This is a genomic window from Fontibacter flavus, assembly GCF_042432905.1.
GTDB lineage: Bacteria > Bacteroidota > Bacteroidia > Cytophagales > Cyclobacteriaceae > Fontibacter > Fontibacter flavus.
This window is the reverse complement of the sequence record NZ_JBHLWI010000009.1, coordinates 182,245-198,676: the sequence shown is the minus strand read 5'-3', so window position 1 is coordinate 198,676 and position 16,432 is coordinate 182,245. Positions and strand designations below refer to the sequence as shown.

16 protein-coding genes are annotated in these 16,432 nt (G+C 38.8%); 5 read left to right on the top strand and 11 right to left on the bottom strand.

The window, feature by feature from the left end; genetic code table 11:
• Nucleotides 1-69: 69 nt before the first annotated feature.
• From ACFFIP_RS05435 to ACFFIP_RS05420, 4 genes are all read right to left on the bottom strand, one after another.
• Complete coding sequence (locus ACFFIP_RS05435; RefSeq protein ID WP_382386558.1) at nucleotides 70-492, bottom strand: energy transducer TonB; 423 nt, start codon at nucleotides 490-492, stop codon at nucleotides 70-72.
• Nucleotides 493-621: 129 nt separating this feature from the next.
• Nucleotides 622-1,362, bottom strand: coding sequence for a LytR/AlgR family response regulator transcription factor (locus ACFFIP_RS05430; RefSeq protein WP_382386557.1), 741 nt, complete (start codon nucleotides 1,360-1,362; stop codon nucleotides 622-624).
• A 126-nt stretch (nucleotides 1,363-1,488) separates the two neighbouring features.
• Entirely contained in the window at nucleotides 1,489-2,508 is a 1,020-nt protein-coding gene (locus tag ACFFIP_RS05425; protein ID WP_382386556.1) for a hypothetical protein, read from the bottom strand.
• On the bottom strand, nucleotides 2,495-3,019 hold the full coding sequence (locus ACFFIP_RS05420; protein WP_382386555.1) for a P-loop nucleotide/nucleoside kinase family protein: 525 nt from the start codon (nucleotides 3,017-3,019) through the stop codon (nucleotides 2,495-2,497). Before ACFFIP_RS05420 ends, ACFFIP_RS05425 begins: the two co-directional genes overlap by 14 nt.
• 191 nt (nucleotides 3,020-3,210) lie before the next feature.
• Between ACFFIP_RS05420 and ACFFIP_RS05415 the strand changes: the two genes are divergently transcribed.
• The gene (locus ACFFIP_RS05415) at nucleotides 3,211-4,623 is read left to right on the top strand and encodes a nicotinate phosphoribosyltransferase (protein ID WP_382386554.1); all 1,413 of its coding nucleotides are present in this window, start codon (nucleotides 3,211-3,213) and stop codon (nucleotides 4,621-4,623) included.
• Nucleotides 4,624-4,771: 148 nt separating this feature from the next.
• On the opposite strand, the gene arfB is transcribed toward ACFFIP_RS05415, so the two are convergent.
• From arfB to ACFFIP_RS05385, 6 genes are all read right to left on the bottom strand, one after another.
• Nucleotides 4,772-5,188, bottom strand: coding sequence for an alternative ribosome rescue aminoacyl-tRNA hydrolase ArfB (gene arfB / locus ACFFIP_RS05410; RefSeq protein ID WP_382386553.1), 417 nt, complete (start codon nucleotides 5,186-5,188; stop codon nucleotides 4,772-4,774).
• A gap of 28 nt (nucleotides 5,189-5,216) precedes the next feature.
• Entirely contained in the window at nucleotides 5,217-6,209 is a 993-nt protein-coding gene (locus ACFFIP_RS05405) for an MlaD family protein (protein WP_382386552.1), read from the bottom strand.
• Between the two features lies 1 nt (nucleotide 6,210).
• Nucleotides 6,211-6,951: an ABC transporter ATP-binding protein gene (locus tag ACFFIP_RS05400; protein ID WP_382386551.1), complete on the bottom strand. Its 741-nt coding sequence runs from the start codon at nucleotides 6,949-6,951 to the stop codon at nucleotides 6,211-6,213.
• A gap of 3 nt (nucleotides 6,952-6,954) precedes the next feature.
• Nucleotides 6,955-7,734: an MlaE family ABC transporter permease gene (locus ACFFIP_RS05395; RefSeq protein WP_382386550.1), complete on the bottom strand. Its 780-nt coding sequence runs from the start codon at nucleotides 7,732-7,734 to the stop codon at nucleotides 6,955-6,957.
• Between the two features lie 88 nt (nucleotides 7,735-7,822).
• Complete coding sequence (locus ACFFIP_RS05390) at nucleotides 7,823-10,636, bottom strand: formylglycine-generating enzyme family protein (protein ID WP_382386549.1); 2,814 nt, start codon at nucleotides 10,634-10,636, stop codon at nucleotides 7,823-7,825.
• 46 nt (nucleotides 10,637-10,682) lie between these two features.
• Nucleotides 10,683-13,364: an amylo-alpha-1,6-glucosidase gene (locus ACFFIP_RS05385; protein ID WP_382386548.1), complete on the bottom strand. Its 2,682-nt coding sequence runs from the start codon at nucleotides 13,362-13,364 to the stop codon at nucleotides 10,683-10,685.
• A gap of 123 nt (nucleotides 13,365-13,487) precedes the next feature.
• On the opposite strand from ACFFIP_RS05385, the gene ACFFIP_RS05380 reads away from it, so the two are divergent.
• The 4 genes from ACFFIP_RS05380 to ACFFIP_RS05365 are packed head-to-tail and all read left to right on the top strand — an operon-like array spanning nucleotide 13,488 to nucleotide 15,779.
• Nucleotides 13,488-13,991: a GNAT family N-acetyltransferase gene (locus tag ACFFIP_RS05380; RefSeq protein WP_382386547.1), complete on the top strand. Its 504-nt coding sequence runs from the start codon at nucleotides 13,488-13,490 to the stop codon at nucleotides 13,989-13,991.
• 57 nt (nucleotides 13,992-14,048) lie between these two features.
• Nucleotides 14,049-14,834 carry a hypothetical protein gene (locus tag ACFFIP_RS05375; protein ID WP_382386546.1) on the top strand — a complete coding sequence of 262 codons (786 nt, stop codon included), beginning with the start codon at nucleotides 14,049-14,051 and terminating at the stop codon, nucleotides 14,832-14,834.
• 52 nt (nucleotides 14,835-14,886) lie between these two features.
• Nucleotides 14,887-15,321: an Xre family toxin-antitoxin system antitoxin gene (locus ACFFIP_RS05370; protein WP_382386545.1), complete on the top strand. Its 435-nt coding sequence runs from the start codon at nucleotides 14,887-14,889 to the stop codon at nucleotides 15,319-15,321.
• Nucleotides 15,321-15,779 carry an RES family NAD+ phosphorylase gene (locus ACFFIP_RS05365; RefSeq protein WP_382386544.1) on the top strand — a complete coding sequence of 153 codons (459 nt, stop codon included), beginning with the start codon at nucleotides 15,321-15,323 and terminating at the stop codon, nucleotides 15,777-15,779. Before ACFFIP_RS05370 ends, ACFFIP_RS05365 begins: the two co-directional genes overlap by 1 nt.
• Here ACFFIP_RS05365 and trmB read toward each other — a convergent pair.
• Nucleotides 15,745-16,431: a tRNA (guanosine(46)-N7)-methyltransferase TrmB gene (gene trmB / locus ACFFIP_RS05360; RefSeq protein WP_382386543.1), complete on the bottom strand. Its 687-nt coding sequence runs from the start codon at nucleotides 16,429-16,431 to the stop codon at nucleotides 15,745-15,747. The genes ACFFIP_RS05365 and trmB overlap by 35 nt on opposite strands.
• Between the last annotated feature and the right edge of the window lies 1 nt (nucleotide 16,432).

Here is a 16,432-nt window from a genome sequence, read left to right as displayed (position 1 = left end):
ACCTAAAAGTAAAAACTGCCTTTTGAAGCAAAAGACAGTTAGTTATTAATTAGACCTTATGCATTATCGTTAATTTCTAAATTCAAATTTGATGGGAAGTTGATAGGCTACTTCCCTTGGCTCCCCGTTTTGGCTTGCTGGTATCCATTCAGGCATGTTATTGACCAATCTTAGAGCTTCCTCATCTAAAGAAGGATGGACACTTTTTGAAACATATGGATTAAGAATTTTTCCTTCTTTAGTGATCCTGAAATTGACAAGCACTGTTCCCTCTACTCCCTGTTTGAAGGCAAGTGCAGGATATTTGATTTGTTCTTGAATAAAAGTTGCCATGGCCTCCTGCCCTCCTGTAAATGCCGGTAATTCCATCTCTCTCATTTTCATAGCCATTGACATGTTGCTGTTATTTTCAGCCACCATAAGATCAATTTGAGAAAATCCAGAGATGGCAGTGAAAAAAGACAATACGAATAATGTTAATGTGGTTTTCATGATTCATTCATTTTTGGTTTCGTAAAAATTTTATGAATAAATCTACCCATAATCAGTTCTTGCCTGTCTCAACTAGGGAAGAACGCGCATGAAATGTGAAAGAAGTGTTAAAAAATGTCAATTAGGACTTTATAACATCTTGATTTGTTGAAGTAACCATGAGTACTGATTTCTGGAAATCGGAATTTCTTTACCAGCTATATGTACCGAATCAGATTGTATACTATCGATTTCTTCTAAATTGATCAAGTATGATTTATGGATCCTGACAAAACGGTGGGGATCCAATTTGCCTTCAAGTTCCTTTAGAATTGACCGGATGACATATTTTTTGTCAAAAGTGAATATGTTAGTATAATTGGCATCAGATTCAAAATAAATGATATCCTTGAACCTGATTTTGACCAACATTCCATTGGTCCGGATAAACAAACTGTCCTTCAAAACAAAATCCTCAGATTTGTCTTCATGCTGTTTTTTCTCCTGCTCTTTTGCAAAATTAGCCAGCGCCATTTCAATGGCTGCGAGGATGTCTTTTTCGTGGAAAGGTTTCACCAGATAACCATATGGATGTACTTCCTTGGCGCGGTTCAAAGTCTGCAGATCAGCATGGGAAGTAAGCATGATGAACGGCATATGATATTGTTCATTGATATCAGCAGCAAGCTGGATGCCGTCCCTGCCACCTTTGATCTGAATATCCAATAATGCAAGGTCAGGTGATTTTTCTTCTATCAGCACCATTGCTTCACGGGCGCTTACCGCTATCCCGCAAACCTCATATCCCAACTCTTCTAAAATATCCTTGAGGTCCTCCGCAATCAGCAACTCATCTTCTACAATAAGTATTCTTACTTTGTTCAAAATCATAAAGTTTAAAAACGGTATTCAAGATAGTCATTTTTTTGTACTGTAAAATAAAGTAAAACTAACTGTATCATTTCGTCCTATTGACATACATAAACCATTAGCCCTCTAGCTTAGAATCCCTTTAAATTAATCCAATCTATTCAGCTCATTTACATATGTAAAGGCTAGATCCAAATATTTCCTGCCCTTGGCCAATTCAGTCTGCCTTTTGTCATGATCAACTTCATTTCTACTGTTCAATAAATTGACTTTTGCCTTGACATTGGCCCTCAATACTTTAAAATACAACAATATTCTCTGATCCTCTCCTTGGGTCATACAGGGAAATTGGTGTAAATAAGTCATTAACAAACGATCAGAAAGGTCTTTACTTCCAAAAAACTCCAAATCCATACACAAAAATGCCACTTCATACAAGACATCAATATGCCTAAAACTGTCATTGAATTCAATACAGTCAAATATGATCGGGGTCCTGTACATAAAGATATTCCCACAATGAAGGTCACCATGACAGTCTCTAATCATTCCGGTATCAATCCTGCGCTGAAAATTTTTGGAGTATCGGCTTAGAAAATAATCGCTAAAATTTATCAAATCATCGACTAACCAACTTCTATCATATCCAGGATCAAGGGAAATAATCTCTTGAACAGTATTCAAATCATTGAAAATCTTCTTTGCCTGATGTATGTCAAATGAAGTTTGGATGATTTCAGCTTTTTGGTGAAAAGTAGCAAGTTGCTGTGCGAGTAAGTCAATACCGCGATAGTTAACCTTACCTTGCTCCAACATTGCATCCATTCTTTTGCTACTTTGAAGCCTTAGCATACAGACAGTATACTCTATTATTTGCCCTTCTTCCCCACTGATTGAAAACTGACCATCTTTGATTCTAATAGGAAGAACTGACAGATAAATATGGGAAAAGCGTCGGTTGAGCTCTAATTCCTTTTCACAGAAATGCTTCCTTAAAGCCAAAGTAGAATAATCCAAAAAGGAAAGCTTGATGTTTTTCTTAATCTTAAAGGCAAATTCAGTTGTCAGTATTACCCAAGAAATATTAGTCTCCTCCAACTTTCCCTGGATTGGCTTACCCATGAACCTACCAAAGTCCATTAAATATTCAATTTCATGCCTTTCCATCCTGAATTGAGATATAGTTCAAAGCTTTATCCAACATTTCAACAATATTCTCATTGGTAGATTCCAATTTTAAATGCTCCCTGTGTATAGGTTCATATTGATTTTTGATTTTCAAATACACCTGAAAATCGGCTTCACTGTCCTCTCTATCTGATAAAAGCCGATCTTTTATCAGTTTTTCATCAGCATGGACATAAATCATAATCAATTTACAGGATAATTTTTTTGCCAAATCATAAACTTTCTCCCTGACACTTTGCAGATAAAAAGTGGCATCCATTATCACTGACTGTTGATCTTGAATACTTAAACAGGCTCTTTTGCATAACTCTTCATAAACCGTGAGTTTATCACCAACCAGGTATCTTCCCCTAAGCCCTATTTGCTTCCGAAGTTCATCAGAGCTCAGGTATAAAGCTTCTATCTCAGATGCTAATCTTTTGGCAAAAAAACTCTTGCCAGAACCTGGGAGACCGGCAACCATAACGATTAGATTCCTGCTTTTTACCATTAGATCATATACTTATAATTGACTTCTTAATTCGCTTCTTTGCTGCGATAAAATGTGAAAATTTTAAGTTAGAAAAATCTCAAGACAAAAAACAGAAATACTACTTTGGCTTTTGACTTTGGGTATAATTTATACTGACGAAATTGATAAATGTCATAAAATATCCCCAAATAATTGCTGAAATTAAAGTCATGAAAGAAGGATTTTCAATCAGCGGACTATACACAGACTTTTATGAATTGAGTATGGCCCAGGTGTATTTTCTACAAGGAGCTCACCTAAAAGAAGCAGTTTTTGACTATTTCTTCCGTAAAATACCATTTCGAGGGGGATTTGTAGTATTTGCCGGACTTAGCAGTGTACTGGAATTCTTGGAAAAACTACAGTTCAGTTCTGACGAAATCGAGTTTTTAAGATCAAAAGGTTTACATCCTGATTTCCTTGATTTCCTTGCAAAATTCCGATTCAAAGGAAAAGTCTATGCTCCTAAAGAAGGCGAACTGGTTTTTCCGACCGAACCCATACTCAGAGTACAAGGGTCTATGCTCGAAACCCAGATTGTAGAAACCTTAATCCTCAATTTTCTCAATTTCCAATCCCTTGTCGCCACCAAGGCTGCAAGAATGCGAATGGTGGCAAAAGACAAAATATTGATAGATTTTGGATTGCGGAGGGCTCAGGGACTTGGTGGTTACCATGCGGCAAAAGCCTGTATGGTGGGTGGATTCAATGGCACAAGTAATGTTAAGGCAGCTTATGATTTTGGATTGGAACCTGTTGGCACCATGGCACATTCCTTTGTGCAGAGTTATGATGATGAATTGACGGCATTCAGCGAATTTGCCAAGAACAGACCCCAAAACTGTACCCTATTGGTAGATACCTACGACACCCTTAATTCAGGTGTCCCAAATGCCATCTATGTTGGAAAAGAAATGGAAAAAAGAGGTCAGCGCTTAACTGGTGTCAGGCTTGACAGTGGAGACCTCGCTTATCTTTCAAAAGTAACAAGGAAGATGCTGGACGAAGCAGGCTTGGATTATGTCAAAATCACCGCTTCCAATCAACTGGATGAATGGGTAATCAAAAGCTTATTGGAACAAGGAGCTGCAATAGATGTATTTGGTGTAGGGACCAGCTTGGTTACCGCACCTCCTGATGCCGCTTTAGATGGAGTTTATAAATTGGCCTTTGCTGACGGAAAGCCTAGGATTAAAATTTCAGAAAATCTCAAGAAAGTATCTTTACCGGGGAAAAAACAAGTTTTTAGGGCCCACCATTCCGATGGTACATTGGTAGGAGCTGATATCGTTGCCTTTGATGAGGAGATCAATTTCCCCAAAATGATCCATCCATTTGACCCATTACAGCAGCTACAATTGCATCCATATCAATTTAAACCTATCCTGCACATGGTCATGGAAAATGGAAAAGTTTTGACAGGAATCCATGATTTACTTACTTCTGCAAAATATTGTCAGGAACAATTGGCAAAATTGCCGGATGAGTACAAAAGATTTGAAAACCCCCACATTTATAAAGTGGGAATCAGTGAAGCTTTACACCAAAAAAGAATTGAGATCAAATCAAGTTTTAAAAACTAAGAGATTCCTTTTCCTACTAATTGATGATTAAATGAAAGGGCAATTAGAAATAAAGATTAAAGTAAATTAACATTAAACAAGAATAACACATTGTTAATCATAGACTTATTCAATAAATTTCCATCAAATAAAATGTATTTGGCATCAATCACCAGTCAGCCTTCCTTTGTTGTTTTTTGAGAGCGTGCTCTCTTTTATCCTTTAGCCTTTTATCAATTGATGCTTTACTAGGCTTGGTCACTTTTCGGATTTTCTTTTTTTCAAAAGCTTTTTTGAGCAAATCATAAAACTTTTGAATAGCCAACTCTTTGTTCTGTATTTGTGAACGTCTTTCTTGGCAATGAATGATCAGTGTTCCTGAGTTATCTATTTTAGATTCCAATTTTTTAATCAATATAGCCTTCTCATCTTCAGTAAGATAGGATGAATCAGGTATATTGAATTTTAACGTAACTTTAGTATTGACTTTGTTGACATTTTGCCCCCCTGGTCCAGAACTTCTACTGAAGAGAAAATCAAACTCTTCATTGAATACCTGATCCGATATTTTTTGATTGATATGCATATTGACCATTAATTAACCTAATGGACGGTTAATTGGAGTCTAAATTCTCCTCTTGTTTACGTTGCTCTCTTTCCAATCTTCGAAAGTACCTTCTGAAAAGGAAGTTGCTTTTCAGGGCTTCCATATTTTGGTTAAAATTATCAGTGCTATGTTCCAAATTGATCATGCTTTTCATGAGCGTTTCTCTGAACAAACTATCATTCAATAACATCCCTACTGTCCCTTCCCCTGATTCCAGCTTATCTACTATAGCTTGTACATCTTCAATAATCAAAGCCGCATGTTGACTGGATTCACGCACTTTTTCCAACGATACAGTAAATTCATTTACCATTGCTGAATCGGTAAACAACCTGTTGACCAAGCCTTCACCTTCATCTAGGGAAACCATCAAATCTTTGCCTGCCTGGGCCATGGCAGAAGCTCTGATGCCTGCAGTTCTAAGTTCATGAATGGCGCCTTTAATATCATCTACAATCAATGTGTCTGAAAGCAAGGCCCACAAAGTCTCACTTTTATTCAATTTAGAGGTTATCTCAAATAAATTTTGGGTGGTTTTTTCAAAATAATCACTGCTGGAGCTCAGTTTATTAAGCATGAATTCAGTATCTATAGGTTTTTGGCTGAAAATAATATCACCTTCTTCCACAATTTCTGCAAATCCAGGCTGAGGCATGATCTGCACAATTTTATTGCCCATCAATCCGTCAGTACTTATAGAAGTCAGTGCATTCTTTTTAATGAAGCCCCTCATTTTATTTTTGATGTACATGGTTACATTAATCGTAGAATCACTGGCCATTTCTACAGATTTAACAGTTCCAACATCCATTCCTTTATATCGCACGTTATTACCCGGTACTAATCCGTTGACATTTTCAACCACGGTAGTGATGGTAAAAGAAGCTCCAAATATATTTTGGTTTTTCCCGATCATATACAAGGTAAAAACAAGGAATAGAACTCCCAGTACAACTAAAGCACCCAATTGTGCGTTTTCTATTTTCTTTTTCTCTTTCATATTAATCGAAGAATTCTCGGATTTTCGGGTCTGTAGATAAACATAAGTTATCATATGTATCATTGGCATACCCATAGCCGTCAATGAGCATAATCACTCGGTTCGAGGTCATTCGGATACAATTCATATCATGCGAAATGATGATAGAAGTTGCATTATATTTCTTTTGCACATCCAACATCAATTGACTGATTTCCCGGGCAGTGATGGGGTCAAGACCAGTTGTAGGTTCATCATATAAAATCACTTTAGGCCTTAAAATCAATGTTCTCGCAAGGGCTATCCTTTTTCTCATCCCGCCTGATAATTCAGCAGGCATCATGTCAATCGTATGGGAAAGCCCAACATCTTGTAAGGCTTCCAAAACAGCCTCCTTTGCACCTTTTTGACGTCTTTCTTTGGTCCAATGCCTTCTTAATGGAAACTCTAGGTTCTCCCTTACCGTCATGGAATCATATAGCGCATTGCTCTGAAACAGGAAACCCACATCTGCCCTTAATACATCCATTTCATCCTGATCCAGTTCACTGGTATCCTGCCCCAAAACGATAATTTTTCCTGAATCAGGCTCAATCAAATTAATGATGCATTTAATCAAAACAGACTTTCCGGAACCGGATTTCCCCAAAATCACGAGATTTTCCCCTTGTTGAACGGTCATGGAGAAATTCCTCAGCACGTGGTTTGTTCCAAAGGACTTGTTCAAAGCTTCTACCACAATTACAGACTCTTTTTTCTCCATAATTTATGTCAAACCTAATAAATCCGTGATTTGAACGGCAATCAAATCAATAATAAATACCATAAGCGAAGCTACAATCACAGCTGTTGTCGCAGACCTACCCACACCTTCAGTTCCTTTTTGCGAAGTAAATCCTTTATAACAACCGACAATCCCAATAGCAAAACCAAAGAAGAAGGTTTTAGCCAAAGAAGGAACTACATCACCAAAACTCAAGGCATCAAAAACCTGAAACCAGTACAAATGCCAGCTTACTTGGCCTCGTAAATTAACACCTAAATAGCCTCCAAACAAAGAAATTGCATTGGCCACACTTGACAGTACAGGTACCATAATCGTAGCTGCCATAACTCTGGTAACAACCAGATATTTAAATGGATTGGTCCCTGAAACCTCCATCGCATCTATTTGCTCCGTCACTTTCATAGAACCTAGTTCAGCTCCCATCCCCGAACCGATTTTTCCGGCACAAATCAAAGCAGTAATCACAGGTGTTAGTTCCCTGATCAGCGATACAGAAACCATCGCAGGGAGCATTGATTCCGCACCAAACTCTACCAGAGTCGGACGGCTTTGAATTGTCAATACCAAGCCCATGATAAAACCGGTAATACCCACTAAGGTCAGGGTTTTGTAACCTACCCAGAAACATTGGTTGATAAATTCCTCATACTCCTGTTTTGGTTTGGTAATCTCCCTGAAAAACCTGGTGGTAAACCTGGTCATATCCCCTATTTCCTTGAAAAAAGGACTGTCTATATTAAATATTTTATGTACACTCATGGATGTTTGTTCAATTCAAAATTGACAATCATAATCTAATCAAATACCAATTCATATCAACAAAAATCATGAATTAAATCATGATTTTTTACCTTAAATCGGCAACACATCTGAAGCCTACTGTTTCATTTCTTTCAAATCCAGGGGTAACCCTCAGCAACATTTGTCTGTAGTGCGTTTCTCTTGGACCGCCCTGTACATACCACCAACTTGAGGAGGGCTTGAAATAGCTTCCTCCTTTCAAGATAAGCATTTGATTGCTTCCATTATCATAAAGATCAGAAGTCAATTGCCAAACTGAACCGATAAGGTCTTCCAAACCCCAGGGATTCATACCTTTAGGATAATTCACAACGGGATCCATTACCTCATTGCCAAGATTACAAAAATCAGATTCAAGCCCTTCAAGATGTTCTACCGTAAGTGTATTGGTGACATATTCCAATCTTTTCTTCACCTTTAAATCCGGATCCCAAGGCCAGTCCCTTCCGTCCCCGGCAGACGCAGCATACTGCCATTCGGCCTCAGTGGGCAATCTTTTTCCAACCCAGGCAGCATAAGCTTTAGCATCTTCCAAACTCACATTGACTACCGGATAATTTTCCTTTCCCGAAGGAATTCTCCCATTTTCCCAATGGGCAAGGAAACGATGGTCATCGGTTGGCCAGTACCCTGTTGCATCGATGAATTCCTTGAACTGCACATTGGTAACTGGATGCTTATCCATCAAAAATGAGGAGAGCTGTATTTTCTTTGGATAACCTTGTACCGGATAGGGAATAAATTGGTCGCCATTGGTGACCTTCAAAGTGAAAGTTCCAGAAGGAATCTTTACCATGCCTTCTGGTATTTGGTCATATGATTTGGTTTTCTCAGGCTCCGAAATCAATCTGGGAATTCCATACCCTGTATTAACCACACGCTCATCCAGTATTTCATCCTCTTCAAAAAGTTGAATGACCAGTTTTCCTTCATAGCCATCAAACTCCTTTCTGAAATCCAGTTCTTGGTCTCCATTAGGCAAGGCTTTATAATGCTTCCCATACCCCGGCAAGCCTGCCCAAACCCTAACTTCAGATCCTGATTTTGACTTAATGCTTAACTTATTTTGATTCAATTCAACAAACAGTAATTCAGGAACATAAAATATAGAACTTACAGCCCCTTCATTGTTGGTACCCAACCATTTTTGATGAAATCCCTCCAAATCTATTTTCAAATAATATTTGCCATTTTCTTCCTCAGGAATAAGTTCCTCATGGGTCCAAATGTCTACATAATGCCATCCTTTTTTTGGCTTTTCAACTTCAAAAAGCCTGTCATTAAAGCCCTCTGGTTTAAGGCTGAAAATGGTATATAAAACCTTATTTGGTTTTACCCATTGATTGACATAAATACCATCTGCTATGGTCGGATATAAGGGGGTGAAATCATAAGAAATGAAATTGCTGTGGTTTTCCCTCAATACCTTTAATGTACGCCCAAAAAATCTATAATCCTCCTCTTTCCATTCGGGACGTCCTGGACGGAAAATATTGAGTTCGGTGCCGTAACCGTTGAATAATGACAATGCATATTCCCTTCTGATTCGATCAAAGGCAAGTTCTGCCACCCTGAAAATGGCAAAATCCGGCTTGATAAACTTATTCAGGTTCAAAAGCGGAGGATAATAAAGGGCATTATGTACTCTTCCTGATACTATCCCGGGCATATCTTTTGGTACAGCCATTCCCTCACTGTACATGACTATTCCAGGGCCCGCTCCATCAGCAGCTTCCTGCAATTCCCTGCTTGAACTTCCTTTGGTATCCAGCACCACCCCATTAGCCATTGTCGCCTGAAGTAAGTCACCCAATCCTTCCAAATGTCCCTCTAATCTCGTACTCTCATCCCATGGATTATAGGCTATGAAAAACTTGGTTCCCGACCTATTCAGACTGTCTGAAATTATTGCCAATTGAGGAAGACCACCAGGCAAATCCCGGTACAAATCCCACTGATTTCTCTGGTCCAATCCCAACATCGGCCAGGTTGGCCAAATACCAATGACATCATTCCCCCCAAATAAACCCTTATTTCTTTGCTCAAACTGAAATATATTAAATTGCTGTATTTCAGAACTATAAAAATTATTATCCCAAGCCATTAGCAAATGTATGGCATAAGATTTTCTTATCCACTGTAAATCTGTTCTTAGATAAAGGCTATTGTCAAAGTGATCCAGGTCATACAAGTATTTCTCTTGAAAAACCTTCCTCAATCCATCTTGCCATTCCGTGCCGGAATAAGCATCTATGTAAAACCTGTAAGTAACTGTACTTTTTGGAGGTAGTAGTGTTTCAAATCTTTTTCTTGTAGCCCCATCCCAATACTTCCTTCTCGCCAAAGCTGCAAAGCCACCATTACCCTGCTGTGTTGTTCCAAAACCCAATTCCCAGGCATTATCCGGTAAGATGACATTTACAGGCTCTAAACCGGGCCTGAAAAGATGGGATCTGGATAGCGGATGCTTTCCTTTTCCTGTGATATACAGGTTATCGGGCCCTTCTCCAAAAGGAACTAAGTTTTCTAAGGTCAAAGTATCTTTTGAATGGTTTTCAAATCTTAAAATTGCCGATAAATGCCCATCCTTTTGGACTACGCTGTCCATAACAAGCTCAAAAAAACAATTGTAAAAGTATCTTTTATTATTGGATTCAAACTCATTGGAAAACAGTATTTTCCCATCTAAAACAACAGAAAACAAAGGTTTTGACTCTTTCAATTGAACATTGTTCAATTTATAAACGATTAAATCTGAACCAATTACCCATGCCTTATCCTGAGCGGATAATGGAGACCAGGTGAACAAGAAGCAAGAAGCCCAAATGAAAATTGGGTAACAGCTTTTATGTAACTTCATATCTGGGTTTATTCAAAATTATGTTGGCCATTGTTGATGCCGTATTTCATCTTTTATCTTTATCCATGAGCATTCTATTGATAATCCCTGCCCAGATATAGGTCTTATGGTATCCCGCCCAATCTTCATCCGGACTGTAAAATTCCCAGAGGTTATGGTTTTGTTTCAATTGTGAAATCATCACTGCTGCAATCTTATCCGTAAGTTCGGCAGCCTCTTGGTGATAGCCATAATCCTTCAATCCCTGGAAGATAAGGTAATTCCACTCCACCCATACCGGTCCGTTCCAATAGCCTTTGTCATTGTAATAAGGATCCACAGCGGATAAAGATGGAACGCCAAATTTTCTCCAGAACTGCTTAGAGTCGGTTAACTTTTGTATCAGGCGCTTAGCCTTTTCTTCATCTACAACTCCAGCCCAAAGTGGTAAAAAGCCTATAATTTCATCCCTTTTGAGGTCATTTTCGGTTTTAAAAGTGAAACTGTTATCCGTTTTATTGACATTGTAATAAAAGCCATTCTCTTCATCCCAAAACACCTGATTGATCAAGGTTGTCCTTTGCTCATGGTCTTTCCGCCACTGAGCAGCTTCTTCTAATAAGCCAAGTGCCAAAGCCATCTTTTCCAATGCTTTGGCCTCCATTACCATCATGCAGTTCAGGTCTATGGATTCAAAGTTGGACGGCCATCCGACTTCATCCCAAACAGCCACTAATGCATCCCGGACCGATTCCAGAATGGCATGTCCTCCCCACTCCAATAACCCATCTCCATCAGCATCCCTTTCACTGATATAGAATTTGTAAAACTTCTTGCTGGAGGCATACATTTCCTCCAAAAAGTCCTTGTCCTGGGTAATATTATAAATCTCCCAGTTCAACCAAGAATACCAAGGAGCAGAAGAAGTCAACTGACCATTGTATTCAATAATTTCATCCAGGTAGGAACCTGTTCGGTAATTGATGTAGCCATTGTCATTCTGCCTGTGGGAAAATACCCTTTGGGAGTTCATAGCAGATTCTGGATCCAGATAAGCATAAGCCAACATGGTGATACTCTCATGGAAAACCTGACCTCCGTGACCCCATCCCCAGGTTGGCTCTCTGGAAAATACATAGTAATTAAATGGACTTCTTTCTTCAGGTGGGTACATGACCTGACGCATCATGTTCCAGGCACTTTTATACAGCAAAAGCTCCTCTTCATTGCTTGTCGATAAAGCGGGAACATTTGCAAACAATTCTTTATTATCAATCCAAAATGGCTCAAAATCAAGCGATGATAATATTTGAATATCGTTCAAAATATGTTTTAGATCTTCTTCTATTCCCCTGATTTTTCTACCGATTCTGACCGTTTTAGAGGATTTTGAACTTAATTCAATTGGTAAAACTGCGGCAATTACCCGGGAATGTTCCCCTGATTTGTCTGCATCTTTGGAATTGAGCCAAGCATTGAAGTCTGCTGAAGGTAAAGTGTAAATTTCTTCAGAATGTACCCCTACAAAATCCCCTTCAGGTATAATGACATAGCCATTATACCCTTCAAATGGCTTGAATTTATCTTCAAAACTTTCATTTTGAACTTCGGTCAATAACTCATAAAATCCATTCCCTGGGTAAGTTCTTTTATAAATTTTATAGGATTTGGCCCCAGGCAATGCCTGCCAAGAAATTTGAATGCCACCAGAAGTGGGTACACTTTTGATACCCCTTACGAATTGAAAACCTTTTCCCTTTTTCGCATCAAAATCAATTCGTTGGTTGGGTAAAGAAGACTGGATCTCTACTTGATCTCCTATCTGTCGCTTTAGGTTATAATATGTTAATTTCAGGCTATTAAGGGATATTCCTTTTGGAAAATTTCCTAATTCTAATCTGAACAAACCTGCATGGTCAATGCTGGGTACTGGACTGTCCCAAATGGGTGAATTTTCCGTCAATATAAATCTTGGGTCATTGGAAGAAATCACCATAATCCTGGCTTGGGAACCATTCTCCAGCAATCTTTCCCCTTTTTCATATGCCCGCCCAAAAATCTGGTGTAAGCTTTTCCGTTGTGTATCAAATTCAAAGGAAGGTTGTGGGCTTTCACCAGCAAAGGATGAGAAGCTTCCCCATTTTCCAATTTGCTCCGAGAAAAACCAGGTATTTTGCAGGCTGTCCTCATAAGGAATGCTTTGGTTTAAAGACCATGAATCAGGATACTTTTCATGCTGAAATTCAATGGCCATATTTCCTTGCTGACTGATTTCCCTGAATGAACGGTATTTATTGGAAACAAAAGGAATCATTTCCATTGCAATGGCTTTCTGGGTATGGTTGATAATTTCAAATTCCTGAATGGCAATTCTTGAGGAGTACACCAGGAAGATTCCTTTTACTTCTACCCCTTCCTTTGGAAAACAGGAAAAGGAAACCATGTCCGGAAAACTTTCATGTATTTGGGGAGCAAGGAAGTATTCTTTTACATTTTGGACCAATTCGCCGTCAATTCTAAAAACCAATCCTAAAGCACCCCCTTTTTGGGAATGAAATGTGAGGGGCTTTTCCGGATCATCATAGAGGAATTCATATCCTTGGTCTATCAAAAATTCAGATCTTTCCATGGCGGCGGCATAGGTGGTATAGATGGGCGCCTCACTGCACCAGGATTTTTTTTGAAAAAGGTCTTTTTTACCACAGCTTATCAGACAAATGTAAAAGACCAAGAAGTAGCTTAACTTCATGTGCTGTTTTGGGTTTTCGCTTCATAAAAATTAAACAAAAAGAACTTTAAAACCAATTGTGAAAAAAGACATTCAAAGATTTCTGGAATTGATTAGTTTTCGGAAAGTAAAATTGCATACAATATGATCAACATCATCCAAGCCAATCTTTCTGATCTAAAAAAAGTAAGGGAAATAGCCCTTAGAACCTGGCCTCAAACTTTTGCCAATATCTTGACACCTGAGCAGATCGATTACATGTTGAACTGGATGTACCAGCTCGAAGCCCTGGAACGACAGGTTCAGGAAAAGGGACATGTATTTTTGCTAGCCAATGAAGGTGAAAAAAGCCTTGGTTTTTGTTCTTATGAACTTCATGCAAAAGATCCTTCAAAAACAAAAATCCATAAGATCTACATACTTCCTGGGGCACAGGGCAAGGGAGTAGGCAAAAAACTAATTCAGGAAGTTGCCCAAATCGCCTTGGAAAACAGCGATACCCACCTGTTTCTGAACGTGAACAAATACAATCAATCAGCTATTGACTTCTATTCAAAAATAGGTTTTTATGAAGATTTCCGAGAGGTCATAGATATAGGCAATGGATTTGTGATGGATGATGTGGTCATGGAAATGAATATTGCTTAATCTTGTTAGAAACGAAAACAGGCTTTACCAACCTTATTTTTATAAAATCAAAAAACTATGAAGCAATTTGACCCTAACCACATTCCCGGAATTTACAATTGGTGTGACAAATGGTGTGAGCGCTGCAACATGACTTCCAGGTGCTACCTCTATGCGCAGGAGCAGGAAGACAGGGCCATCATGGAGAGTGACCTGGATGAAGATGAAAAGATGGAGAAAATGAGGGAAAAAATGATGGAAACCATGGAAATGCTCAGTGAGGCAGCAGAGGAATTTGACATGGACTTAGATGAATTGGAGGACGAAGAAGAAGAAGAACAAGAGGAAGCGATGCATGAGCATCAGATTACACAAATCAAAATAGAAATCCATCCCTTATCAGACCTAAGTGAAGCATACATGGATGCATGTATGGCCTGGATCAAAAGCAAAAGACAGGATCCAACCATTGGGCCAATGCTCCTTGGAAATTTACCTGAAGATGTCAGCGATAAGATAGAAGTTGAAAAGTTAGAAAAAGTCATCAAACACATGGAATCCATCCAATGGTACCAAACCATGATTCCTGTCAAATGCAAAAGTGCCTTGAATTATCTGGCCGACAGATCTTTTTGGGATGATTATCCTGTGGAGGAACGAGGCTACAACGGAACAGCAAAAGTTGCGCTTATCTGTATTCAAAACAGTATCAATGCCTGGCAGGGAATTCTCTTTTGGTCTAATGAGGAAGAAGAATTTATCCTTCCCATGTTGGATAAATTGGTACAAATTAAGCAAGTGCTGGAAGAAGAATTTCCTGATGCCTATAAATTTATCAGACCGGGATTTGATAAAAATCAGTAAAAAATTTGAAACTCTCAAAATAATTTTTAAATTTGACAAATTATTTTATCAAATGAGAAATTATTCCGAAATAATTGAGACACTGACCAAAGATAAATTCCAAAATATAATGGAAGAGCCTATGGATATTTATTTGGTAGCCAATCAGGGACTTGCTGCCTCCTATTTATCTAAATTCAAGGATGCCTTTTCATTGGGTTTAACCCAGATAGCATCCATCCTATCCAGTTCAGAGCCCACCCTTTATAGAAGAATCAAAGAAAACAAATCCCTACCTAAGCAAGAAGCCATCAAATTATTGGAAGCTACGGATATGTTTTTTTATGGGGAGGAGGTCATAGGAAGCCAGGAAGATTTCTTCAAATGGATGGAATTGCCCAATACTGCCCTAGGAGGACTCACTCCAATGGAAGTGATAAGCTACCCTGAAGGCATCTCCAAAGTGAGGGATTTATTGCATAGAATTGAATACGGCGTATACAGCTGATGCATGTTTTTAGACTGACAAAATCCACTTATGCCAATGATCTAAGTGGTACAGGGGCTGCATTGGCGGGGGGTAGATGGAATAAAAAAGGCAGGGCGGTGGTATATACCTCAGAAAACACAGCCCTAGCTTTGCTTGAAATCGTGGTTAACATACCACCTATGTTCCAACCAGACCTACAGCTTATTACATTAGAAATCCCTGAAGACAAAATCCAAATCATCAATAAGGAGCAATTACCGGATAATTGGTACCACTACCCAAGTCCAAGAAGCCTAAAAGAGCTGGCAGAGCCATTTTATCAAAACTTAGAAATACTTGGGATTAAGGTGCCCAGTTCCGTTGTACACAACCAATCCAACCTGATTCTAAATCCGCAAAGTCCCTACTTCAAGGAGGTCAAGATAATTGCAAAAACTCCCTTTATTTTTGATCCCCGTCTTTATCGACCAGTTTAAACCGAAATTTCAGGTATTTGATTTTCTCCCCTTTTTCACTGAAGAGCTTTTCATATTTTGTTTTAATGCCATGATGCTCATCCTTCCATTCGGAAGCATAGAAATCATGTGTAGAAATCAATACCTCGACGTCTTCTCTAGTCCTGACCAAATCCAAAGTATAATCAAACAAGCCTGTATTATCTGTTTTGAAGTGGACAATACCGCCTTTTTTGATTAAGGGTTTATACATATCCAAGAATTTAGGGGAGGTCAACCTGCGCTTTTCGTCACCATCTCTCGGAAATGGGTCAGGAAAAGTGATCCATAATTCAGAAATTTCACCTTCGTCAAAAAACTTTTCCAACAACTGAATCTGTGTTCGCAAAAAAGCAACATTTTGAAGTCCTTCGGCGATGGCAATCGTACTGCCTTTCCATATCCTGGCTCCCTTGATGTCTACTCCGATAAAATTATTCTGAGGGTACTCCCGCGCCAGACCAACAGTAAATTCACCTCTTCCACATGCTAATTCCACCACTATCGGATGATCATTTTCAAATTGATGAGCGTTCCAGTTTCCTTTAATCTGTTCAAAAATCTCTTTCCCCGGTTGGATGACATTTCTGTTTTCTTCGTTCTCTTTGAACCTCTGCAGTTTTTTTCTGCTCATT